Consider the following 21,586-nt stretch of genomic DNA (forward strand, 5'->3'; position numbering starts at 1 on the left):
ACTTCCGGCCGTATTGCTGGGTCCGCGAACTCACTAGCGTCGATTCCATGTCCATAGAATCGCAGCCAATCTCCATCCTCTCGGAGACCGAATCCTGGCAACTGCTGTCGAGCGTCGCATTGGGGCGGCTCGTCACGAGCGTCGATGGCGAGCCGGCGATCTTTCCGGTGAATTTCGTAGTTCAGCACCGCACGGTGTTATTCCGTACCGCCGAAGGCACCAAGCTGGTCAGCGCTGCCATCAACAACCAGGTGTTGTTCGAGGCCGACGATCACGGTGTGACTGAAGGTTGGAGCGTGATCGTCAGGGGGACCGCGCGCATCCTCCACACCGATGAGGAGATTGACGAGGCGGAACGAGGACAGCTGCTGCCATGGACGGCGACGGTCAAGCAGCATTACGTACGAATCCGTCCGTTGAGGATTTCGGGCCGACGATTCATGTTTGGCTCCGAGCCCGACCGCGAATTCACGGTCGTTTAGGCGTCGGCTACACGACGCGGTGCAGGCGGCCGCGCGCCTCGGCGTCGGCTGCCTCGCCCTGCACCTGTGCTTCTGCTCGCCGTTTGATACCGAGCAGGGTGCCCCTCGTCAGCAGGGCCCTCGCGGGTCCGGCGACTTCTGTGAACAGCACCTCTCCGGGATGACGCAGCTGTGCCCGTGTCCGGATCAGCAGTCGGCATCGATCTTCCCAGTGTTTGACGAGATGGAATGACCAGACCACCTCTGAGGGCTGGCCCGCGGGTGCCGCGCTCAGCACAATGTGCTGGCCTTCGACCACGTCAACGACGTACATCGAAAATCCTTGGCGGAGGCCCATCCAGCCCTTCGGCACCAGCCGAATCTTGTCGCCGCGGGCAACACTCTGCCATTCCGGGTGGACGCAGTCGGCGTTGTGATAACGCAGTCCCACAAGGTTTTCCAGTGTCTGGTAGCTGTACAGCCCGCCGCGGTCCTGGCCCATCTGCACCAGCCACGGCCATACCGTGCTGGCAGACGCGTTGATCCACACGCCTTCTGTCGTTTGATCGACGGGACGGCCGACAAGTTCGTCGCCGGGCAGGTCAGCGCGGCACTCTTCCTTCGTCGTGCCCCAATTGCGGTAGTACCGCCGTGCCGCACAGAGCAAAGCGGCAGCCGCCGCCACGCGGATGATCCTTATCGTCATGCCGCAACGATCCGCTTGTGGCGGCGGTATCGATAGGGCCGCTGGTCCCTCTTCCCGCCGTCGACGAACGACTCTTTGTCGCAGGACTTCGGTCCCTACCGGCGCGCCGCCGCAAGGAGTCGGATCAGAGTGGAAGCTCAACCTGGACCGAGGAGACGCGATGAGAAAACCTCTCTTATGGCTTGGTCCCGGATCGAGGGGTCCGGGACCACCTCTCCACATCCCAATCCACTCGCGGAAACACAGGAAATGCGATGAATGACAACCGCGCTCAGCATGTCCACAAGATGTGGACGGTCACCGTTTCTATCGACGAGCATGGCGTCGAGACGCGGGCGACGGCACGGTTACATTGGCGCGACCAGGAAGTCGTGGGCGTTGGTGTAGCGAAGCTGAACCGGTCAGACCGCTACTTCGCGGCGATCGGTGATGAACTGGCAGCCGCCCGAGCGTTATTCGATGCTGCGCAACAAGTGATGGCGGTGACCGAGGATGAGATCGAGAATGTCACCGACGAACCTGTGACATTTCGGCGCTGGAATGGCGTCGGGCTATCGATCGGGGCGGAGCAATGACCAGCGCCCGGGGGCTGATCAGGAACTCCCCACGGCAGATGTTTCGCAACCGTCGGGAAGCAGGCAGGGTTCTTGCAACTCTGCTGAGCGCGTATCGCGGACGCGAAGGCGTCGTCGTGCTGGGGCTGCCGCGCGGCGGCATCCCGGTCGCATGGGAAGTGGCCGCAGCCCTTGCCGCCCCGTTGGATGCATTCGTCGTCCGCAAGCTCGGCGCCCCCGGCCACGAGGAGTTCGCCGTAGGAGCCCTGGCCAGTGGTGGCCGAGTCGTAGTCAACGACGACGTCCTGCGCACATTGCGCGTTACACCGCAACAACTTCGGGATGTCGCCGAACGAGAAGGACGCGAACTGGTCAGGCGCGAGGCTGCCTACCGCGGTGGCCGCTCACCCGTCGACGTCGCGGGGAAGACGGTCATCTTGGTCGACGACGGCCTCGCCACCGGAGCCAGCATGCTCGCCGCGATTCAGGCTCTACGCGAGCAGGATCCAGCCGAGATTGTGGTCGCGGTCCCAGCCGCGCCTGAGTCAACCTGTCGGGAATTGGCCGGCATCGTCGACGATGTGGTCTGTGCATCGATGCCCACGCCATTCCTTGCGGTGGGGGATTCGTTCTGGGATTTCCGCCAGGTCGGTGACGAAGAGGTTCGTGAGCTTCTGGGTACCCCGACGAACGGTATGGGTACTGCGAGGGTTCGAATCGCCGAGACAGCCGCAGAGATCATCGATCGGACAGCCGTCGACGCGCCCGGTGGAGTGCCGCCGCGGGAAGCCCTCGAGGAGATCATCGGCGACGCGCGAATCGTGTTGATCGGCGAAAGTTCGCACGGGACACACGAGTTCTACCAAGCACGCGCGGAAATCACGAAGTGGCTCATTGAGGAGAAAGGGTTCTGCGCCGTCGCCGCTGAAGCGGACTGGCCTGACGCCTATAGAGTCAACCGATATGTGCGCGGACTCGGCGCAGACAGATCCGCGACCGAGGCGTTGAGTGGATTCGAACGATTCCCTGCGTGGATGTGGCGCAACGTCGTCGTGCGGGAGTTCGTGGATTGGCTGTGCGCGCACAACGAACATCGACGAGAGCGCGGTGAGCGCCAAACTGGCTTCTACGGTTTGGATTTGTACAGCCTGCATCGGTCCATGCAGGAAGTCGTCTCGTATCTCGAGAACGTCGACCCGGTAGCCGCGGCGCGAGCGCGAGAACGGTATGCCTGCTTCGACCACACGTCGGCCGAAGACGGTCAAGCGTACGGATTCACAGCCGCATTCGGCGCCGGGCTGTCCTGCGAGCGGCAGGCAGTCGAGCAATTGGTCGAGATGCAGCGCAACGCGCTGGAGTATGCCCGTCGCGACGGACTGATTGCTCCGGACGAGCAGTTCTACGCGCAGCAGAATGCGCAGACCGTGCGAAACGCGGAGGTGTACTACCGCGCGATGTTCAGCGGCCGAGTCACGTCGTGGAATCTTCGCGACAAACACATGGGCCAGACGCTGAACGCGTTGCTTGCGCATCTCGACAGGCAAGGAAGACACGAACCAGCCCGAATCGTGGTCTGGGCGCACAACTCTCACGTAGGAGATGCGCGAGCAACCGAGGTCGGCAGTGACGGCCAGCTCACGCTCGGACAGTTGGTGCGCGAACGCTACGGCGATGATGCTCGATTGATCGGCTTTACCACTTTTTCAGGGAGCGTGACCGCGGCGAGCGAATGGGGCGGAATCACCGAACGTAAGGACGTCAGACCAGCGTTGAACGGAAGCGTGGAAGAACTGTTCCACGAGACGCAAAGGCCCGAGTTCCTGGTGTCGCCGATGATCAGCCGGGCTGCGGACGAACCGCTCGACGTTGTTCGGCTGAGTCGGGCTATTGGTGTCATCTATCTGCCTGCCACGGAACGGCAAAGTCACTACTACCACGTCCGCCCAGGCGAGCAGTTCGACGCGATCATCCACATCGACCGAACGTGCGCATTGGAGCCGCTCGAGGTGACGAGCCTGTGGACCGCAGGCGAAAACCCGGAAACCTATCCCACCGGCCTGTGACCTGGTCTAGCCCCGTCTGGGCGGGACGCGGTACACCGCAGCGCCTGCGACGATTCCGGCACCTGCGGCGATCAGGAGAATGCGGTCGCCGGGGCGCGCTCTGGCGGCTGCCTGAACGAACGCCGCCACCATCGATGCGGTGTGGACGTTGTTGTCGGAGACGATGATTCGACTCTCGGAAACGCCGAGGTGCGCCGCGAGTTCGGCCCGAAATCGGAACCGGTTGGGAGCGGCGACGATCGCGTCGATGTCATCGATTTCGAGCTCTGCCTCGCGCAGGCACTCATCGACTGCACGGCCGGCCGCCACCGCGAACTGACGGTCAACGGTGTCCGTTTCGACGAAACGAAGCACGTTGCGGCCATCGACCAGACCCACCGTCGCGTTGGAGCTTTCACCTTCGTCGAGACTGCTGATCCACTGAACACGTTGCAGGCCGTAGTCGTCGTCTGTCCACCCGCAGAGCATCGCGGCTCCAGCAGGCGCGAACGGAAACCGCTCACTCATTCCACGCCCGGGGTTGGCGTCACTGGCCACGACAAGCGCGCAGTCAATAGCGTGCGACTTCAGGAATCCGTCGACGATCTGTAGCGCTGTGAGCGGTCCACACGATCCGTTTGAGATGTCGAACGAGAATGTTCCGTGCGTCTGTGCATGGGGATTCTCTGGGTTGGCGCCAATGTCCTTCTGAATCAGCGCCGCGAGTGCAGGCTCTCCGAGGTTGCGGTCACGATAGATACCTGCATTGACAAGGAGATCAACGTCGTCGGGCTGTCTTCCCGACATGTCCAAGCAGCTTCTGGCTGCCTTCACGGCGATGCGCAGGGCACTGTGGTGGTCGCGCCAGCCGCCGTGGCTGAGGCAGACCTGATCAATCAATGTGCCCATAGCGATCCACCAACTCCTCATCCAGGTTCAGTAGCACGACACCAATCTCCAGTCCTGATGCCAATGCGATCAGCGCCACGGTTTCGCCGGGCTTGATATGCCCGGCCTCGAGCTCTTCGACGAGGGCCACGGTGTGGGTGGTGGACGCCGTGTTGCCATATCGGTCAACGGTGATCACCGCGTCGTGCCGTGGCATGTCGCCGAAAGAGGCGGCCATCTTCGCCATGCCTTTGCGTATCGCGCGGGCCGACGTTTGGTGAGTGATCACGTGATCGATGTCGTGTATCGAAATCCCCACTGCATCAAGGACTTCGTGCAACAGCAACGGGGTGTTGGACATCGCCGCCTTGTGAATTCCTCGAGCATCGGTGAACATTCGCGCGGCAGGTTCATGACCCTTCGGATAGGCGAGGCACAGCCGGCTGTAATCAGCGACGGTGGTAAAGCCGGCCATGGTGATGCCGGCAGATCCCGGGTCAGCCCGTTCGAGGAGAAGCGCCGCGCCGGCGTCGCCGAGGGTGAGCGAGGCGAGTTCTTTGCTCATGATGTTGCGGATATGGCGGGCGGCATTCTGGCCCAGTTGCGAGATGTATTCACCGCTCACGACGAGCACTCGCTCGACGGTGCCCTGCCGAATCCAGTTGTTGGCCACCGTGACACCGGTCAGCATTCCAGCGCATGCGTTGGACACGTCAAACGTCATCGCATGTGTCGCGCCGATAGCGCGGGCGACGAAGCTGCTCATCGACGGCTCGAGCCACTGGGTCAGGCCGCCGCGGAATTTCGTTATGCTGCAGCTGATTACCGCGTCGATCGATCCAGGGTTGCGGTTCGCCTTTTCGAGGCAGTCGAGCGCCGCGGAGGTGGCCAAACTGTAGGAGTCCTCGTCGCCGACGGACACGCGGCGCTCGTGGATACCTGTCAGCCGTTCGAGATCGATGTGGGTGTGATGCCGCGTGGTTGCCATCAAGTCGGCGGTGGTGAGTCGGGTCGCCGGCAGGTGTCGCCCCGCTCCGGCCACGCGCGTGCGGAACGGTGTCGGCGGCCCTCCTTCCGCGGGGTCCATCACCAGCCACTGGGTACGCATGGACCCATGCTCCGGCGTTGGCACAAAGGTCATAAGGGCGCTTTGGGCCCCACCGGCGGGGACCTTGGACCCTTAAGGACGCCGTGTGCCGGTTCTACCGTCGGCGTATGGGCAAGCAACGAGTCTGTCTAGCCGGATTGATGGCAGTGATCGGCGTTTTCGCGCTGTACAGACGTTGGTTGCGGCCGGGGATGTACCGGTGGGGCGCCACCGATGAAGAGGTCGCCGCCGAGCTTCCAGGCGACGAGCTGATCGCGCCGAATAGCGCTATCACCACGCGAGCCGTCACCATCGATGCGCCCGTCACCGATGTGTGGCCGTGGCTTGCGCAGATCGGTGAATGCCGCGGCGGCTTCTACAGCTACTCCTGGTTGGAGCGAGCCGCCGGGGCCCATATTCGCAACGCTGACACCGTTCATGCCGAGTTACAGGACCTCCACACCGGTGACAGCATCTGGCTGGCCCGGCGTTACGGCGACGTGGCGCGACAGGTGGTGGCGGCGGTCGAGCCGAATTCACATCTATTGCTGATGTCGCCGGACGATTTCGAGCGGGTGCAAAGCGGGTTCAAGGCCAGCGGAGGCTGGGGCTTCTACCTGCGTGAACAAGATGGATGGACACGGCTGCTGGTGCGCGGCAGCGGTGGCGCCGTCGGCCACACGGCGTTCGACGTCGCGCATTTCGTGATGGAGCGCAAGATGATGCACGGCATCCGTCACCGCGCCGAACAGCTGAGCCGCGACGAGCTGAACGCATTTGTACGGCGTCAGTATCGCGACGTCAGGCAGATCAGCGACATCGCCGAATTGGCGCGGAATTCTTCGCCTACTGGTTAGCCCGGTGCGACACTGGTGCGGTGACCAATCCGGTCGAACCGGGGGCTGAGAGCAACATGCCCCCGCTCCGCGACACGCTGTCCCAATTGCGGCTTCGCGAGTTATTGGTCGAGGTTCAGGATCGGGTCGAACAGATCGTCGAGGGCCGCGACCGGCTCGACGGCCTGCTCGACGCGATGCTCGTCGTTACTTCAGGGCTCGAACTCGACGAAACGCTACGCACTATCGTCCACACCGCCATTCAGCTGGTAGACGCCCGCTATGGCGCACTCGGCGTCCGTGGTCATGAACATGAACTCGTCGAGTTCATCTACGAGGGCATCGACGAACAAATGCGCGAGCAGATCGGTCACCTGCCCGAAGGCCGTGGCGTCCTCGGCGTCTTGATCGACGACCCCAAGCCCATTCGACTGGACAACATTTCCCACCACGCCGCATCGGTGGGCTTTCCGCCCAACCACCCGCCGATGCGAACCTTCCTCGGCGTGCCTGTGCGGATTCGCGATGAGGTGTTCGGCAACCTGTACCTCACCGAGAAGGCGAACGGCCAGCCGTTCAGCGAGGATGACGAGGTTTTGGTGTACGCCCTCGCCGCGGCGGCCGGCATCGCAATCGACAATGCGCGACTGTACGAGGCGTCGAAGCGCCGACAGGCGTGGATCGAGGCCACCCGGGACATCGGCACCGAGTTGCTGTCGGGCACCGATCCGGCCAGGGTGTTCCGGCTGGTTGCCGACGAATCTCGGGTTCTCAGTGGAGCCGAGCAGACGTTCGTCGCCGTACCTGAGGATCCCGAGCTTTCTACGAATGAGGTCGATGAGCTCATCGTGACCGCCGTCGCCGGTGACGGGTCGGCGGCCGAGCTGCGGGCGATTCCGGTCGAAGGAACCCTTGTCGGCGAAGCGTACGTTCAGCGCGCTCCCGGACGTTTCGACAGATTCGAGCTGGACGCGGGGGAGACTACGGTCAGCGGTCCCGCGCTCGTCTTGCCCCTGCGCGCGACCGATACGGTCGCCGGTGTTCTCGTCGCGGTCCGCCCGAAAGGTGCCCGCCCCTTCACCGGCGAAGAACTCGACATGATGGCCGCCTTCGCAGACCAGGCCGCCCTGGCTTGGCAGCTGGCCAGTACACAACGTCAGATGCGGGAGCTGAGCATCCTGACGGACCGCGACCGTATCGCACGCGACCTTCACGACCACGTGATACAACGCCTATTCGCGGTCGGGCTCGCACTGCAGGGAACGATTCCGCGGGCGCGTTTGCCTGAAGTCAAGGATCGCCTCAACGCCTGCGTGGACGACCTCCAGGAAGTCATCCAGGAGATCCGGACCGCAATCTTCGATCTGCACGGCGCCTCTTCGGGAATGACCCGGCTGCGTCAGCGCGTGGATGACGCGATCGCGCAGTTCGCCAATCCGGAAGTCCGCACCACAACGCAGTTCGTCGGGCCCCTTTCGGTGGTCAGCCCCACGCTGGCCGATCAGGCCGAAGCGGTGGTTCGCGAGGCAGTCAGCAATGCCATCCGGCACGGAAAGGCGACCACGCTTTCGGTAAGCGTCACTGCAGCAGATGACCTTCTGATCGAAGTCGTTGACAACGGCGTCGGCATCTCGGGTGCGGTCACGCGCAGTGGACTGGCCAATCTGGAGAAGCGGGCCCTCGACGCCGGGGGCGCGTTTGCGATCGACAGCGAGCCCGGCGGCGGGACCACGCTGCGGTGGTCTGCACCGCTGCAGGCGTAGGCCATACGAACTCCGCGGCGACGACCAAAGTCCCTAACCGGACTGGTGCGGGTGTCGATAGCGTTTAGCCATGTCAGGCGGTCTATCCGGAGAACGCAAGCCGATCGTCGTTGGTATCGACGGCTCGTCTGCATCGCTCAACGCCGCGAGATGGGCTGTTGCGGAAGCGGTTACGCGTGACGTTCCGCTTAGGCTCGTGCATGTCGTGCGAGATCACCACAAACACACCGGAACGACGGCGTGCGAGGCCGACCCCCTGTTGCTCACCGCGACGGACGCGGTCGAGGAGGCGGGACATCCTGTCTGCCTTCAGGTGAGGCGGACAGTGGGGGACCCTGCTGAAGTCCTGATCGCCGAGTCCTGCCACGCCGCGATGGTCTGCATCGGTGAGCCGACACCGAACCCGATGAGCGGAAAGTTGTTCGGGTCCGTCGCGGTCGCGCTGTTCGAACATGCGCGCTGCCCGGTGGCCGTCATCCGCAGCGATTCAGCGGGGCTGATTCGCGACGGCGGCGTAGTCTCGGTCGTTCTCGACGACGAACCCGACAACGACGCGGTGGTTCATTTGGCGATGCAGGAAGGTCGGCTACGCAAAGCGACTGTGCGACAGATAGATCGACGGGTCGACAGTTGGATCCGCCGCTATCCCGACGTGCACGTCGAAGTCGTTGCTTCGGGTACGGGACGGCGCTACGGACGCACTTGTGATGAACCGGGTGTGACTCAGCTTGCCGTTGTCGGCGATTCGGAGGCCGATCAGTTGGGCACGCTCGCCGTTCCGAACTGCCATCCCATCCTTGACTATCCCGATTGTTCGGTGTTGATGGTTCGCAACTAACGGCGGCGCCGCCACGCCACCAACCCGACGGCAACCGCTGCGACCACGAGTGCGGCGATCACCGGAGCCGTCACTTTCGGCTCGGTCGCGACTCGCCCCATGGAGTGCGTCGTCTCGACGACCCGCTCCCTGGTTTCGGCGGCCTTGTCCTTGGCGCGCTGCTTGACGTCCAACTTGTCCGACAGGGCTCCGACCGTCTGGCCCAACTCTTTTCGCGTGCGTTCGATGTCGGCCTGGATGTCGTCGACCCCGGCGTCTGGGCCAGGTTCGGGGCGGGGGGGATCAGGTAGTGCCATGGCGCGCGTCCTTGATCTCTGCGATATCGGCCTTCACGGTTTGCACGGTTCTCGGCGCCGCCGGAGTGGCCTCCTTCGCCTGGCTTCGTCCGCCGACCGCGGCGAGCGCCGCCGCGATGAACAACACCGCGGCTACGATGAGCGCGGCCGCCCACACCGGTAGTGCCAGCGACAGCGCAGCCACTGCCGCCGCGATGACGGTGGCCGCACCAAAGAATGCGAGCAGTCCGGCGACACTGAACAATCCGGCGCCGATGCCCGCATGTTTAGCGGACTGTTGGAACTCCTTCTCCGCAAGTCTGAACTCGTCACGGATCAGCCGTGACACCTGCGATGAGAACTGGCTCATCAGCTCGCCGATCGAAAGATCGGTAGCCTGCTTCGACTCGACACTCATGACATATAGATGCCCCGGCCTGCGCAGCCGAAACCCGGTGACAGGTGTGCTTCGCCGCCGCAACGTTTGGATAACTCGTAGGCTGCGTCTGCCTGCAGCACGTGACGAGCGGGCACAACGCGTGAGGTCGATGCAGCTCAAAGGGATTTTTCGGCGGCGTGCGCCTCGTGGGCCGCCACGGCCAGCCAACGTCACCATTTGGAAACAGTGTGGTGCGGCGTGACCCGTGGGGCAGTAGTGACTGCTGATAATTAACGCGGTCGTCCTGGCGACTTCGGTACGGCATGCGGCCGTGCCGCGTGAATTGCGGAATGTCTGAGCGCAAATGAAGGGTTCGACGTCGATGAGGGTCTTTGATCGATTCAACATCACGGTAGTTGCTGCCGGCGCTGGCTTGTGCGCTGTCGCCATGGCGGTGAGCCCGCACGTTGCGGCTGCGCCACTGGTCACCGGTGGCGAGGACTACGCATGCGTCCAGTCGTCGGCAGGGGAGATCCCCGGTGGGGCGCCGGCTGCCGTGGGCGCCGCGGGCGCGTGCGCTCCGGCTAGCGCTCCAGTAGCCGACATGGCAGGTGTTCCGATGGCCTTGCCAGGACCGGTGCCCGCCGCCCCGCCGGTGCCGGTGGCTCCGCCCGTACCGCTGGCTCCGCCGGTCCCGATCGCTCCGCCGGTGCCAATAGTGCCGGTGCCTGCCGCCCCAGTGGCGGCGGCGCCTCCAGTCGGCGCCCCACTGACACAGATGGGCGGCGCAGGTGGCGGCAAGGGAGAGGTGACCGGTCCGCCGCCACCGGGAGCGCCTGTGTCCGGTGAGCCAATCTGGCCGGGTCCGACGAGCTGACGGCGCGCCGAGCCCCGTCGGCTTCGAATCTGCCTGTGTTGAGGGCTCTTCCGCGCTAAGAGGTGGTGCACCGCGCGAATCAACAAGCGGCACTGCGGTAATCGGCTGCCCTTAGCGCGACGTGGCCGAACCGTGATGAATCCTTGATCGAATTGCGAAGGCGCACTTATAGATCGAAGTCACCGCGACACCTACGATCAAATTGACACCGTTGTAATTTCAAAGGAATCGGAAGCCATGCGTGGGGTTGTTCTGTGTGTAGTCGCAGCGATCGGGCTCAACGCGATTGCGGCTTCAGGGCCGACCGGCGTCAGCATGACGGCAGCGGATGTCTCCTATAAGGCCGGCGCGGCTGTGCATCAGGCCTACGAGCCCGCCATCGCATCTGTGCTGCCGAGGCAGGGCCAGGTCGTGGGTGTGGCGCACCCCGTGGTGGTGACATTCAGCGAGCCCGTCTCCGACAGGCATGCGGCCGAGCGTGCGATCGACATCAAGTCGGTGCCCGCGATGACGGGCAAGTTCCAATGGCTCAACAACGATGTCGTGCAATGGGTTCCGGACCGACGCTGGCCGGCGCACAGTGCGGTGGCGCTTTCAGCGGGCGGCTTCAAGACGGAATTCGCAACCGGGCCTGCGGTCGTCGGGGTTGCGAACATCTCCGATCACACATTCAAGGTGACCATCGATGGTGTCGACGCGGGGCCCCCGTCGTCATTGCCGTCGCCCCATCACCGACCCCATTGGGGGGAGCCGGGGGTCTTTCCGGCCTCGATGGGTCGGCCCGAGTATCCGACGCCTGTCGGCACCTACACCGTGCTGGCCAAGGAACGCGACGTTGTGATGGATTCGAGCAGCGTCGGCATCCCAGTCGACGCCCCCGACGGATACCTGCTCGACGTCGATTACGCCGTACGGATCACCGACCGCGGCCTTTTCGTCCATTCGGCTCCGTGGGCCGTCAACTCACTGGGCTATGAGAACGTCAGCCACGGATGCATCAGCCTGAGTCCAGAGGACGCGGAGTGGTATTTCAACACGGTCAACGTGGGCGACCCGGTGATTGTCCAGGAGAACAGTATTGAAGTTCCGCGAGCCGTCTCGGGCTAACTGTCCTGCCGGTTGGCGACGAGTTCCGTAGCGACTTGCAGCAGCGGCACATTCGAGTCCTGCGACAGCTTGCGCAACACCTCGAACGCCTGCACGGCGTCGACGCCGTAGCGCTCCATGATCATGCCCTTGGCCTGGCCGATGGTGTCTCGGCTCGCGAGCGCGCGCTTGAACTGCTCGTCGCGCCGTGCCGCGTTCCAGGCGACCGAGGAATGCGCGGCGAAGATCAATCCCATGTCCCTCGATACGTGGCCGAACACGTTGGGCTCTTCGGAGTAGATGTTCAGTGCGCCCATGGTTTCGCCGGCGATGAACATCTGGAAGGCCATGACCGAGCGAATAGGCGTCTGCTCCAACGCATCTCGGCGGTACATCGGGAACCGCTCGTCGGTCTCCAGGTCCGCCACGTGGATCGTCTTTTCTTCCCACGCCGCGGTCAGGCACGGGCCTTCGCGGTGACGTTGCTGGATCTCGTCGAGCAAGATCGGCCACTTGTGCGTCGCCGCGGGGGTGTCGATGTGCTTGGCGTTGCGGGTGACCGTGACGCCCGCGTATTGGGCACCAGGGATCTCGATGGCCGCGTGTTCGGCCAACTCTGCGATCACGGTGTCGGAATCCGCGTCCGACCGGCTGTACAGCTGCTGTACGAGTTCCGCTATCCGGAGGTGGGTGGCCTCCACTCCGGCGGAATCGCTCGCGGTCATCATCCGATCATCTTGCATGACTAGGCATAAGGCTACGCGTTAATTAACGGTTAACCTGGCAAATCACAGTGCCCGCAGATATCGGTCGGTGACCACCCGCTGAATCACCGAGGTGACCGGCGCGCCCAGCCTGCTCCACCATGTGCCGTGCCGGGAGAATGCCACGACTTCCGCGTACACGTCTTCGGTAGCCGGGTCGTAGCGCACCATGAACCGTTCCTCGCCCGATTCGGCGTGCCCGGGCAGCGTCCCGTAGGCGAAGCCGCGGCGGTCAGCTTCGTCGACCACGTAGACCACGCGGCATGGCGCGCGCACCGGGCCCAGATGCACGATCACTTCCGCGCCCACGGTGACGACGTCGCTCGTCGCCTCGACCCGAAGCCCGGCGCCGCGCAGCATGCCCCATCGCATGCCCTTGTCGGCTGCCTCCTCGAAGCGTGGTCTGCCCCTGCCGATCACCGCCGACTTCTGCACGTGGTGGTAGCCGGCGGGCAAGTGGCCCGCGGTCGCGCCGACTTCGGAGTACGTCAACGGCAGCGCGGCAAGGTCGCTCAGCTTCACCAGGACAGCTTTTCATCGCCGGCGTACGGTCGGAAAAGTGACTACTGAAAGCGTCGCTCAAGCATCAGGAACGTTCAGCATCGGCGGCGACCTCCCGGTCAACCGCCTGGGATTCGGCGCGATGCGCCTGACCGGTAAAGGCGTCTGGGGTCCGCCCGAGGACCGCGACGAATGCATTCGCGTGTTGCGCCGCGCCGTCGACCTAGGTGTCAACTTCATCGACACCGCCGACTCGTACGGTCCGTACATCTCCGAGGAACTGATCCGCGAAGCACTGCACCCGTACGACGGGGTCGTCATCGCGACGAAAGCCGGCCTGCTGCGGACCGGGCCCGATGAATGGCCGCCACTGGGCTTTCCGGCGTACTTGCGTCAGGAATGCGAGATGAGCCTGCGGAGGCTCGGGGTAGACACCATCGATCTTTTCCAGCTGCACCGGATCGACAACAAGTTTCCCGCCGAGGATCAGATCGGTGAACTCGTCACCCTTCAGAATGAGGGCAAGATCCGCCACATCGGCCTGTCCGAAGTGAATGTCGATCAGCTCGAGGCCGCGCAGAAAACCGCGACCATCTCCTCGGTGCAGAACATGTACAACATCACCGTGCGCTCCGCTGAGCCCGTGCTCGAGGCATGCGAAGACAAGGGCATCGGCTTCATCCCGTGGTTCCCGCTGGCGGCCGGGCCGCTGGCCGCGCCGGGCGGACCACTGCAGCGGATTGCCGACGACCACCACGCCAGCCCGTCCCAGCTGGCACTGGCATGGCTGTTGAAGCGCTCGCCAGTGATGCTGCCGATTCCCGGGACGTCGAAGGTCGCGCACCTGGAGGAGAACGTCGCGGCCGCCGAGATCGAGCTGTCCGACGAGGAGTTCGACACCCTGAGCAAAGCCGGTTCCGCCAGCGGCTGAAGTAGGCAATACCGTGGCGGTGTGACCACCGAATTCGCAGAGGAGCACCGCGGCGGCGATTTCAGCCCCATCGAGCCCACGCTCCACGGCGGACCCGACTACGGCCGGTTCGTCGAAGCGGTCCGCACCTTGCAGGACCACGTCCGCGCCGCCGACGCCCCGGACGATGTGATCACCCAGGCTGCCGACCTGATCGAGGCCGCCTCGGCGCTGCTCGCGCCCTACGACGCCGACGAGTGGTCGTCCCCGTCCGGTCGCCGCATGGACCTGCCGAACCGGGGCAGCCTGTTGAGCATCCCCGGCGACTACCACAAGACGGACGGCGAACGCGTCACGGGCACGGTGTGCTTTCGCCGCTTCCACCTGGGCCGCAACGGTGCCGTGCACGGCGGATGCATCGCGCAACTCTTCGACTCACTGCTCGGCTACACCACGTTCCGGCTTACTCAGAGCCTGTATCAGCGCACCGCGTTCCTGCACGTCGACTACCGAAAGATCGTGCCGATCGAAAAGGAACTGCAGGTCGACGCCGGTGTGGACGGTGTCGACGGTCGCAAGATGTTCATCTCGGGCCGGATCCTCGACGGGGATACCGTGCTCGCCGAAGCCAACGCACTGTTCGTGAAGCTCAATCCGGGTCAGCCGTGAAACCGTCGGAGGTCAAACGGCGCTGGGCGCGCTGGCGCGACCGGCTGCGTGACCGCCCGAAGACCGAGTTCGGCTACCGCATCGCCGTCGCAGTGGTCGGCCTTGCGATCCTCGGCGTCGGCATCCTGGCGATCCCGTACCCGGGCCCCGGCTGGGCGATCGTGTTCATCGGGCTGGCGATCCTGGCCACCGAATTCGATTGGGCGCGAAGGCTCTTGGCGTTTACCCGCGAGCGCTACGACAAAGTGATGGGCTGGTTCAAGGCGCAGGGACTGTGGGTGCAGGTGCTCGGCGCGGCCTTCACCGCCGCGGTGGTACTGGGCACCCTGTGGCTGTTGGGCGCACTCGGCTGGGCGGCCGGGCTTCTCGGCGCGGAGGCCAAGTGGCTGAAGAGCCCGATTGGCCTGGGGGCATGACGACCGACCCCGATAGCATGGTCGCGTTCAGTGCCGAGCCGCACACCGCCCGTTTCACCGACAGTTTGGAGAGTTCCCGATGAGCGCGCCCGCCAGCTCCGCCCTAGCAGCCCCGATCCGGGTCGCTGCCGGGACTACCGCAGGGGCAGCGGTCCGTGACGCGGGCCTGCCGAGCCGGGGCGCCGACGACGCGATCGTCGTCGTGCGGGAGGCCGACGGCCGGCTGCGCGACTTGTCGTGGACGCCGGAGGCCGACGTCGAGGTGACGCCGGTCGCCGCCAACACCGACGACGGCCGCGCCGTGATCAGGCACTCGACCGCACACGTGCTCGCGCAGGCCGTGCAGGACATGTTCCCCGAGGCCAAGCTCGGCATCGGGCCGCCGATCACCGACGGGTTCTACTACGACTTCGACGCGCCGCGCGCGTTCACGCCCGAGGACCTCGAGGCGCTGGAGAAGCGGATGCGCCAGATCGTGAAGGAAGGCCAGCTGTTCTCGCGGCGTGTGTATGCCTCAAAAGAGGAAGCGCGCGAAGAACTCGCGAACGAGCCGTACAAGTTGGAGCTCGTCGACGACAAATCCGGCGACCCGGAAGTCATGGAGGTCGGTGGCGACGAACTGACAGCCTACGACAATCTCAATCCCCGCACCCGGGAACGGGAATGGGGCGATCTGTGCCGCGGGCCGCACATCCCGACGACCAAATACATTCCGGCGTTCAAGCTGACCCGCAGTTCGGCGGCGTACTGGCGCGGTGATCAGAACAACGCGAGCCTGCAACGCATCTACGGCACCGCGTGGGAATCGCAGGAGGCGCTCGACAAACACCTGGAGTTCATCGAGGAGGCGCAGCGCCGCGACCACCGCAAGCTCGGCGCCGAGCTGGACCTGTTCAGCTTCCCCGACGAAATCGGTTCAGGCCTAGCGGTTTTCCATCCCAAGGGCGGCATCATCCGGCGCGAGCTCGAGGACTACTCGCGGCGCAAGCACATCGAGGCCGGATACCAGTTCGTCAATAGCCCGCACATCACCAAGGCCGAGCTGTTCAAGATCTCCGGTCACCTCGATTGGTATTCGGACGGCATGTTCCCGCCGATGCATCTCGACGCCGAGCTCAACGAGGACGGTTCGGTGCGCAAGCCCGGCCAGGATTACTACCTCAAGCCGATGAACTGCCCGATGCACTGCCTGATCTTCCGGTCGCGCGGGCGCTCGTATCGCGAACTTCCGTTGCGGCTCTTCGAATTCGGCACCGTCTACCGCTACGAACTGTCCGGCGTGGTGCATGGGCTGACCAGGGTGCGCGGCCTGACCATGGACGATTCGCACATCTACTGCACCCGCGAGCAGATGCGCGACGAGCTGACTTCCCTGTTGCGCTTCATCCTCGAACTGCTCGGTGACTATGGCCTGACCGACTTCTATCTGGAGCTGTCGACGAAGGATCCCGACAAGTTCGTCGGCTCCGATGAGATGTGGGAGGAAGCCACCAGCGTGCTCGCCGAGGTCGGCGCCGCTTCCGGGCTGGAGTTGGTGCCCGATCCGGGCGGCGCGGCGTTCTACGGCCCGAAGATCTCGGTGCAGGTGAAGGATGCGCTTGGCCGCAGTTGGCAGATGTCGACGATCCAGCTGGACTTCAACTTCCCCGAGCGCTTCGAGCTGGAATACACCGCGGCCGACGGCACCAGGCAGCGGCCAGTGATGATCCACCGCGCGCTGTTCGGGTCGATCGAGCGCTTCTTCGGCATCCTGACCGAGCATTACGCAGGCGCGTTCCCGGCGTGGCTGGCACCGGTCCAGGTGGTCGGCATCCCCGTCGCCGACGACCACATCCCGTATCTCAATGGCCTTGCGACGCAACTGAAGATGCACGGAGTCCGGGCCGAGGTGGACGGCAGCGACGATCGGATGGCGAAGAAGATCGTCAACCACACCAATCAGAAGGTGCCGTTCATGCTCGTGGCGGGTGACCGTGACGTCGAGGCCAACGCCGTGAGTTTCCGCTTCGGCGACCGCACCCAGATCAACGGGGTGCCACGGGAGGAGGCCGTCGCCGCGATCGTCGAGTGGATCGCCGGTCGCGAAAACGCCACTCCGACAGCCGAACTGCTCAAGGTGGGCGCGAAGAAGTGAACGACCCCGACGACCGCACGATCGTCGACCACGGCGTCGGTGAGCCCGACCATTTGCAGCGCTTGTGGACGCCGCACCGGATGAGCTACATCGCCGAGGCGCCGATGAAGGGTGGCTCGGCGGCGTCGACTGAGCCGTTCACGGACATCCCGCGGATGCCCGACGAGGAAGGGCTGATGGTCGCGCGCGGCGAGCTGGTGTACGTCGTGCTCAACCTCTACCCGTACAACCCGGGGCATTCGATGGTGGTCCCGTACCGGCGGGTCTCCGAGCTCGAGGACCTCACCGCCGAAGAGAGCGCCGAGCTGATGGCGTTCACCCAGAAGCTGATTCGCGTGATCAAGTCGGTGTCGCGACCGCACGGTTTCAACGTGGGGCTGAACCTAGGCAGCTCGGCGGGCGGGTCGCTCGCCGAGCATCTGCACATGCACGTGGTGCCGCGATGGAGTGGCGACGCGAACTTCATCACGATCATCGGCGGCTCCAAGATCGTGCCGCAGTTGTTGCGTGAGACCCGTGAGCTGCTGGCGACCGAGTGGGCCAAACTGCCGTGAGCAACTTCTACCTGATGACCCGGGCGGCCTACGAGAAGCTGTCCAAGCCGGTCGCCAAGGCGGCACTGCGGGCCGGCTTCACGCCCGACAGCATCACCATTCTCGGCACCGCCGGAACGGTGCTGTGCGCGTTGACGCTGTTCCCGATCGGGCAGCTGTGGTGGGGTGCGTTCGCGGTCTGGATATTCGTGCTCGCCGACATGCTCGACGGGGCGATGGCGCGCGAGCGCGGCGGTGGCACCCGATTCGGTGCCGTGTTGGACGCAGCGTGCGACCGGATCGGCGACGGCGCGGTGTTCTGTGGCCTGCTGTGGTGGGCGGCGTTCGGTATCGGCAGCACGTCACTGGTGGTCGCGACGCTGATCTGCCTGGTCACCTCGCAGGTCATCTCCTACATCAAGGCACGCGCCGAGGCGAGCGGCCTGTCCGGTGAGGGCGGCCTCATCGAGCGGCCAGAACGGCTGATCATCGTGCTGGTCGGCGCCGGGCTTTCCGGGGTGTGGTTCCTGCATGCGCCGTGGCTGCTGCATGTGGCGATGTGGGTGCTCGCGGTGGCAAGCCTGGTGACCGTCGGGCAGCGGATGCACAGTGTGCGGACCTCGCCGGGCGCAATGGAGCCCATCACGAAGTCTGAGCCCGCCAACGGCGAGACGGGCGAGCCATGACCCCATTCGGGGGCCAGCTCTCCGACCTGGGCTACGCCGCAGGCTGGCGCGTCGTGCGCGCGATGCCGGAGTTCTTGGCGCGCAACGCTTTCGATGCGGGCGCGCACTACGCGGCCCGAGGTGGTGGACCCGAGCAACTGCGTAAGAACCTGGCGCGCGTCATCGGGGTTACGCCGGACAGGGTGCCCGACGGACTGATTCGTGCTTCGCTGGCGTCATACGCGCGGTATTGGCGAGAGGCGTTCCGGTTGCCCTCGATGGATCTCGAGAAGCAAGGCGAGTTGCTCGACCCGCACTGGGCGGGCAAGGAGCACATCGCTGCCGCCCTGGACTCCGGCCGGGGTGTGATCCTGGCGCTGCCGCACAGCGGGAACTGGGACATGGCGGGGGTATGGCTGGTGTGGAAGCACGGCCCCTTCACCACCGTCAACGAGCGGCTCAAGCCCGAATCGCTGTACAACAGGTTCATCGCCTACCGCGAAGGCCTTGGTTTCGAGATGTTGCCGCTGACGGGGGGCGAGCGGCCGCCGTTTGAGGTGCTCTGCGAACGGCTGCGCGACAACCGCGCCGTCTGCTTGATGGCCGACCGCGACCTCAGCCGCAACGGGGTCCAAGTCGACTTCTTCGGAGAACCCACGCGCATGCCTGCCGGGTCGGCGAAGCTGGCGATCGAAACCGGCGCGCACCTGTTGGCGGTGCACTCGTGGTACACCGCACACGGGTGGGAATTCAGCGCGAGCGAGCCACTGGACACGTCGTCGGGAGACGTACGCGTCATCACGCAGAATCTGGCGGACCGGTTCGCCCGCAACATCGCCGCCCATCCGGCCGACTGGCACATGATGCAGCCGCAATGGCTGGCCGATCTCTCAGACGAGCGCCGCGCGAAACTGGAGACGTAATGCGCATCGGCATGGTCTGCCCGTATTCGTTCGACGTCCCCGGCGGCGTGCAATCGCACGTGCTGCAACTCGCCGAGGTGATGCACGGTCGCGGGCACGACGTCAGCGTGCTGGCGCCGTCGTCACCACACGTGAAGCTGCCGGACTACGTGGTGTCCGGTGGTAAGGCGGTGCCGATTCCTTACAACGGCTCGGTGGCCCGGCTGCGGTTCGGCCCCGCCACCCATCGCATGGTGAAGAAGTGGCTGGTACAGGGTGAGTTCGATGTGCTGCATCTGCACGAGCCGAATGCGCCGAGCCTGTCCATGCTGGCGCTGAACATTGCAGAGGGCCCGATCGTCGCGACGTTTCACACGTCGACCACAAAGTCGTTGACACTCAGCGTGTTTGAGCCGATTCTGCGGCCGATGCACGAGAAGATCGTCGGCCGCATCGCGGTGTCGGATCTGGCGCGCCGATGGCAGATGGAGGCGCTGGGCAGCGACGCCGTCGAAATCCCCAACGGCGTCGACGTGGGCTCATTCGCACACGCACCTGTGCTCGACGGCTATCCGCGGCCGGGCAAGACGGTGCTGTTCCTTGGCCGCTTCGACGAACCTCGTAAGGGCATGGAAGTCCTGCTGGGTGCGTTGCCGACGCTGGCGAAGCGGTTCGGTGACATCGAGATCCTGATCGTCGGCCGCGGCGATGAGGATGAACTGCGCGAAAACGCTGGGAAACTGGCCAAGCATCTGCGCTTCCTCGGGCAGGTCGACGACGCCGAGAAGGCGTCAGCGATGCGCAGCGCCGACGTGTACTGCGCACCGAACACCGGCGGCGAGAGCTTCGGCATCGTGCTCGTCGAGGCGATGGCCGCGGGCACCGCCGTCGTGGCCAGCGATCTCGACGCGTTTCGTCGCGTCCTGGTGGACGGCAAGGCCGGGCGCCTGGTGCCTGTCGACGATTCCGCCGGCCTGGCCGCGGGACTCATCGAGGTGCTCGACGACGACGGCCTGCGCGAGCGGTACGTGGCCGCGGCGACCGCGGCGGTACACCGCTATGACTGGTCAGTCGTGGAGCGGCAGATCATGCGCGTCTACGAAACGGTTGCCGGAGCAGGAGTGAAGGTGCAGGCGACCGGATCCTCGGGCCGAAGCGCCGGGCCCAGGCGCGAAGCGCAGCGGACGAGCAGGGGGACTAGGTGATCACCTGGGTCGTGATCATCGTGCTGGCCATGCTGGCCGTCGTGGTGGTGCTGGTCGGGATGTGGGCGTATCAGACCGCGCATCGGCTGGACCGGCTGCACGTCCGCTACGACTTGTCCTGGCAGGCCCTCGACGGCGCGCTGGCCCGGCGCGCGGTGGTGGCGCGGGCGGTCGCAGTCGAGGCCTATGGCGCCGGCCCGGACGGCAAGCGACTGGCTGCGTGGGCCGATGCGGCCGAACGGGCACCGCGAGCCGCGCGTGAGGCAGCCGAAAACGACTTGTCCGCGGCGCTGGCACTCGTCGACCCGGCGGCGCTGCCGGTGGCGTTGGTCGCCGAGCTCGCCGACGCCGAGGCGCGGGTCCTGCTGGCCCGCCGCTTCCACAACGACGCCGTCCGCGACACCCTCGCGCTGCGCGAGCGGCCCGCGGTGCGCGCGCTGCGACTCGGTGGAACAGCCGCGCTGCCAACATATTTCGAGATCGCCGAACGCGCCGAGACTACGCCGCGAGAAGTGGGGCCGGTCAACCGGCGGCTGTCCGCACGCGTCGTGCTGCTCGACGACGACGGCTGCGTCCTGCTGTTCTGCGGATCGGATCCCGCGATAGCGGCCGGCTCGCAAAACCCAGCGCCGCGGTGGTGGTTCACCGTTGGTGGGGCGGCGCAGCAGGGGGAGACGCTGCCGCAGGCGGCGGCGCGCGAAGTCCAGGAGGAGACCGGGCTGCGCGTCGAGCCGGCCGATATGGTCGGACCGGTGTGGCGGCGCGAGGCCGTCATCGACTTCAACGGCTCGGTCATTCGCAGCGAGGAGATGTTCTTCGTGCACCGCACCCGGCGCTTCGAGCCGTCGGCGGCCGGCCGCACCGGGCTGGAGCGGGCCTATATACACGGCCATCGGTGGTGCGATGCGACAATGATTGCCGACCTAGTCGCCAAGGGTGAAACCGTCTATCCGCTGCAGCTCGGTGAGCTTCTCGAGGAGGCGAACGCGCTGGCGGACGTGCGGGGCGCAGTGCCGCGCAGGCAGCTGCAGTCCATCCGCTGAGAGGTTCGAAGCTGCGGATTCATTGGATTTGCCGCCACGTTTAGACTGGATC

23 protein-coding genes and 1 pseudogene are annotated in these 21,586 nt (G+C 65.1%); 17 read left to right on the forward strand and 7 right to left on the reverse strand.

Annotation, left to right across the window (positions count from 1 at the left end; all coding sequences use genetic code 11):
- Positions 1 to 47 precede the first annotated feature (47 nt).
- Positions 48 to 482, forward strand: coding sequence for a pyridoxamine 5'-phosphate oxidase family protein (locus tag J3E61_RS22805; RefSeq protein WP_210085081.1), 435 nt, complete (start codon positions 48 to 50; stop codon positions 480 to 482).
- Positions 483 to 489: 7 nt separating this feature from the next.
- Here J3E61_RS22805 and J3E61_RS22810 read toward each other — a convergent pair whose 3' ends face one another.
- Complete coding sequence (locus J3E61_RS22810; RefSeq protein ID WP_210085082.1) at positions 490 to 1,167, reverse strand: SRPBCC family protein; 678 nt, start codon at positions 1,165 to 1,167, stop codon at positions 490 to 492.
- A 254-nt stretch (positions 1,168 to 1,421) separates the two neighbouring features.
- On the opposite strand from J3E61_RS22810, the gene J3E61_RS22815 reads away from it, so the two are divergent.
- Together J3E61_RS22815 and J3E61_RS22820 are read left to right on the forward strand one after the other, a co-directional pair.
- Positions 1,422 to 1,742 (forward strand): DUF1876 family protein, encoded by a 321-nt coding sequence (locus J3E61_RS22815; protein ID WP_210085083.1) that lies wholly within the window; start codon positions 1,422 to 1,424, stop codon positions 1,740 to 1,742.
- Positions 1,739 to 3,784: an erythromycin esterase family protein gene (locus tag J3E61_RS22820; protein WP_210085084.1), complete on the forward strand. Its 2,046-nt coding sequence runs from the start codon at positions 1,739 to 1,741 to the stop codon at positions 3,782 to 3,784. The genes J3E61_RS22815 and J3E61_RS22820 overlap by 4 nt, the downstream gene beginning before the upstream one ends.
- Before the next feature lie 6 nt (positions 3,785 to 3,790).
- Here the strand turns inward: J3E61_RS22820 and J3E61_RS22825 are convergent, their stop codons facing one another.
- Positions 3,791 to 4,672, reverse strand: coding sequence for a 3-oxoacyl-ACP synthase (locus J3E61_RS22825; RefSeq protein WP_210085085.1), 882 nt, complete (start codon positions 4,670 to 4,672; stop codon positions 3,791 to 3,793).
- Entirely contained in the window at positions 4,656 to 5,759 is a 1,104-nt protein-coding gene (locus tag J3E61_RS22830; RefSeq protein WP_210085086.1) for a 3-oxoacyl-ACP synthase, read from the reverse strand. The genes J3E61_RS22825 and J3E61_RS22830 overlap by 17 nt, the downstream gene beginning before the upstream one ends.
- A gap of 107 nt (positions 5,760 to 5,866) precedes the next feature.
- On the opposite strand from J3E61_RS22830, the pseudogene J3E61_RS22835 reads away from it, so the two are divergent.
- The 3 genes and pseudogenes from J3E61_RS22835 to J3E61_RS22845 form a co-directional block, all read left to right on the forward strand.
- A pseudogene (locus J3E61_RS22835) lies at positions 5,867 to 6,487 on the forward strand (hypothetical protein); the annotation flags it as partial.
- 164 nt (positions 6,488 to 6,651) lie between these two features.
- Positions 6,652 to 8,337: a GAF domain-containing protein gene (locus J3E61_RS22840; RefSeq protein WP_210085665.1), complete on the forward strand. Its 1,686-nt coding sequence runs from the start codon at positions 6,652 to 6,654 to the stop codon at positions 8,335 to 8,337.
- A gap of 70 nt (positions 8,338 to 8,407) precedes the next feature.
- Positions 8,408 to 9,175 (forward strand): universal stress protein, encoded by a 768-nt coding sequence (locus J3E61_RS22845; protein WP_210085087.1) that lies wholly within the window; start codon positions 8,408 to 8,410, stop codon positions 9,173 to 9,175.
- Here the strand turns inward: J3E61_RS22845 and J3E61_RS22850 are convergent.
- Both J3E61_RS22850 and J3E61_RS22855 read right to left on the reverse strand, forming a co-directional pair.
- A complete protein-coding gene (locus J3E61_RS22850; RefSeq protein WP_210085088.1) occupies positions 9,172 to 9,471 on the reverse strand; it encodes a DUF3618 domain-containing protein in 300 nt (99 codons plus the stop codon). The two genes, J3E61_RS22845 and J3E61_RS22850, sit on opposite strands and share 4 nt — an antisense overlap.
- A complete protein-coding gene (locus tag J3E61_RS22855) occupies positions 9,458 to 9,868 on the reverse strand; it encodes a phage holin family protein (protein WP_192720818.1) in 411 nt (136 codons plus the stop codon). Before J3E61_RS22855 ends, J3E61_RS22850 begins: the two co-directional genes overlap by 14 nt.
- Positions 9,869 to 10,211: 343 nt before the next feature.
- Here J3E61_RS22855 and J3E61_RS22860 point away from each other — a divergent pair, with 343 nt between their 5' ends.
- Together J3E61_RS22860 and J3E61_RS22865 are read left to right on the forward strand one after the other, a co-directional pair.
- Positions 10,212 to 10,706, forward strand: a complete 495-nt coding sequence (locus tag J3E61_RS22860) for a hypothetical protein (protein ID WP_210085089.1) — start codon at positions 10,212 to 10,214, stop codon at positions 10,704 to 10,706.
- A gap of 237 nt (positions 10,707 to 10,943) precedes the next feature.
- A complete protein-coding gene (locus tag J3E61_RS22865) occupies positions 10,944 to 11,813 on the forward strand; it encodes a L,D-transpeptidase family protein (protein WP_192720816.1) in 870 nt (289 codons plus the stop codon).
- Here the strand turns inward: J3E61_RS22865 and J3E61_RS22870 are convergent.
- On the reverse strand, positions 11,810 to 12,517 hold the full coding sequence (locus tag J3E61_RS22870) for a GAF and ANTAR domain-containing protein (RefSeq protein ID WP_210085666.1): 708 nt from the start codon (positions 12,515 to 12,517) through the stop codon (positions 11,810 to 11,812). The genes J3E61_RS22865 and J3E61_RS22870 overlap by 4 nt on opposite strands.
- 63 nt (positions 12,518 to 12,580) lie before the next feature.
- Positions 12,581 to 13,078 carry a DUF1990 family protein gene (locus J3E61_RS22875; RefSeq protein WP_192720815.1) on the reverse strand — a complete coding sequence of 166 codons (498 nt, stop codon included), beginning with the start codon at positions 13,076 to 13,078 and terminating at the stop codon, positions 12,581 to 12,583.
- Between the two features lie 37 nt (positions 13,079 to 13,115).
- Between J3E61_RS22875 and J3E61_RS22880 the strand changes: the two genes are divergently transcribed.
- The 9 genes from J3E61_RS22880 (at position 13,116) to J3E61_RS22920 (ending at position 21,534) form a co-directional block, all read left to right on the forward strand.
- Complete coding sequence (locus tag J3E61_RS22880; RefSeq protein ID WP_210085090.1) at positions 13,116 to 13,988, forward strand: aldo/keto reductase; 873 nt, start codon at positions 13,116 to 13,118, stop codon at positions 13,986 to 13,988.
- A 21-nt stretch (positions 13,989 to 14,009) separates the two neighbouring features.
- Positions 14,010 to 14,636 (forward strand): PaaI family thioesterase, encoded by a 627-nt coding sequence (locus tag J3E61_RS22885; protein ID WP_210085091.1) that lies wholly within the window; start codon positions 14,010 to 14,012, stop codon positions 14,634 to 14,636.
- Positions 14,633 to 15,052: a TIGR02611 family protein gene (locus J3E61_RS22890; protein WP_210085092.1), complete on the forward strand. Its 420-nt coding sequence runs from the start codon at positions 14,633 to 14,635 to the stop codon at positions 15,050 to 15,052. Before J3E61_RS22885 ends, J3E61_RS22890 begins: the two co-directional genes overlap by 4 nt.
- A 79-nt stretch (positions 15,053 to 15,131) precedes the next feature.
- Positions 15,132 to 17,186, forward strand: a complete 2,055-nt coding sequence (locus tag J3E61_RS22895; protein WP_210085093.1) for a threonine--tRNA ligase — start codon at positions 15,132 to 15,134, stop codon at positions 17,184 to 17,186.
- Entirely contained in the window at positions 17,183 to 17,740 is a 558-nt protein-coding gene (locus tag J3E61_RS22900; RefSeq protein ID WP_192720810.1) for an HIT domain-containing protein, read from the forward strand. The genes J3E61_RS22895 and J3E61_RS22900 overlap by 4 nt, the downstream gene beginning before the upstream one ends.
- Positions 17,741 to 17,754: 14 nt before the next feature.
- On the forward strand, positions 17,755 to 18,405 hold the full coding sequence (locus J3E61_RS22905; RefSeq protein WP_210085667.1) for a CDP-alcohol phosphatidyltransferase family protein: 651 nt from the start codon (positions 17,755 to 17,757) through the stop codon (positions 18,403 to 18,405).
- Positions 18,402 to 19,307: a phosphatidylinositol mannoside acyltransferase gene (locus J3E61_RS22910; protein WP_210085094.1), complete on the forward strand. Its 906-nt coding sequence runs from the start codon at positions 18,402 to 18,404 to the stop codon at positions 19,305 to 19,307. The genes J3E61_RS22905 and J3E61_RS22910 overlap by 4 nt, the downstream gene beginning before the upstream one ends.
- Positions 19,307 to 20,491 carry a glycosyltransferase gene (locus J3E61_RS22915; protein ID WP_192720808.1) on the forward strand — a complete coding sequence of 395 codons (1,185 nt, stop codon included), beginning with the start codon at positions 19,307 to 19,309 and terminating at the stop codon, positions 20,489 to 20,491. The genes J3E61_RS22910 and J3E61_RS22915 overlap by 1 nt, the downstream gene beginning before the upstream one ends.
- On the forward strand, positions 20,488 to 21,534 hold the full coding sequence (locus J3E61_RS22920) for an NUDIX domain-containing protein (protein ID WP_210085095.1): 1,047 nt from the start codon (positions 20,488 to 20,490) through the stop codon (positions 21,532 to 21,534). Before J3E61_RS22915 ends, J3E61_RS22920 begins: the two co-directional genes overlap by 4 nt.
- Positions 21,535 to 21,586: the final 52 nt, after the last annotated feature.

The sequence above is a fragment of the Mycobacterium sp. OAE908 genome (assembly GCF_017872775.1).
Classification (GTDB): domain Bacteria; phylum Actinomycetota; class Actinomycetes; order Mycobacteriales; family Mycobacteriaceae; genus Mycobacterium.

Bases quoted from the DNA above. Each gene is read 5' to 3' on its own strand.
- J3E61_RS22910 (WP_210085094.1), top strand. From the start codon at position 18,402: ATGACCCCATTCGGGGGCCAGCTCTCCGACCTGGGCTACGCCGCAGGC.
- J3E61_RS22820 (WP_210085084.1), top strand. From the start codon at position 1,739: ATGACCAGCGCCCGGGGGCTGATCAGGAACTCCCCACGGCAGATGTTT.
- J3E61_RS22810 (WP_210085082.1), bottom strand. From the start codon at position 1,167: ATGACGATAAGGATCATCCGCGTGGCGGCGGCTGCCGCTTTGCTCTGT.
- J3E61_RS22870 (WP_210085666.1), bottom strand. From the start codon at position 12,517: ATGACCGCGAGCGATTCCGCCGGAGTGGAGGCCACCCACCTCCGGATA.
- J3E61_RS22860 (WP_210085089.1), top strand. From the start codon at position 10,212: ATGAGGGTCTTTGATCGATTCAACATCACGGTAGTTGCTGCCGGCGCT.
- J3E61_RS22815 (WP_210085083.1), top strand. From the start codon at position 1,422: ATGAATGACAACCGCGCTCAGCATGTCCACAAGATGTGGACGGTCACC.
- J3E61_RS22825 (WP_210085085.1), bottom strand. From the start codon at position 4,672: ATGGGCACATTGATTGATCAGGTCTGCCTCAGCCACGGCGGCTGGCGC.
- J3E61_RS22905 (WP_210085667.1), top strand. From the start codon at position 17,755: ATGACCCGGGCGGCCTACGAGAAGCTGTCCAAGCCGGTCGCCAAGGCG.
- J3E61_RS22895 (WP_210085093.1), top strand. From the start codon at position 15,132: ATGAGCGCGCCCGCCAGCTCCGCCCTAGCAGCCCCGATCCGGGTCGCT.
- J3E61_RS22850 (WP_210085088.1), bottom strand. From the start codon at position 9,471: ATGGCACTACCTGATCCCCCCCGCCCCGAACCTGGCCCAGACGCCGGG.
- J3E61_RS22865 (WP_192720816.1), top strand. From the start codon at position 10,944: ATGCGTGGGGTTGTTCTGTGTGTAGTCGCAGCGATCGGGCTCAACGCG.
- J3E61_RS22915 (WP_192720808.1), top strand. From the start codon at position 19,307: ATGCGCATCGGCATGGTCTGCCCGTATTCGTTCGACGTCCCCGGCGGC.
- J3E61_RS22855 (WP_192720818.1), bottom strand. From the start codon at position 9,868: ATGAGTGTCGAGTCGAAGCAGGCTACCGATCTTTCGATCGGCGAGCTG.
- J3E61_RS22845 (WP_210085087.1), top strand. From the start codon at position 8,408: ATGTCAGGCGGTCTATCCGGAGAACGCAAGCCGATCGTCGTTGGTATC.
- J3E61_RS22840 (WP_210085665.1), top strand. From the start codon at position 6,652: ATGCCCCCGCTCCGCGACACGCTGTCCCAATTGCGGCTTCGCGAGTTA.
- J3E61_RS22805 (WP_210085081.1), top strand. From the start codon at position 48: ATGTCCATAGAATCGCAGCCAATCTCCATCCTCTCGGAGACCGAATCC.
- J3E61_RS22830 (WP_210085086.1), bottom strand. From the start codon at position 5,759: ATGCGTACCCAGTGGCTGGTGATGGACCCCGCGGAAGGAGGGCCGCCG.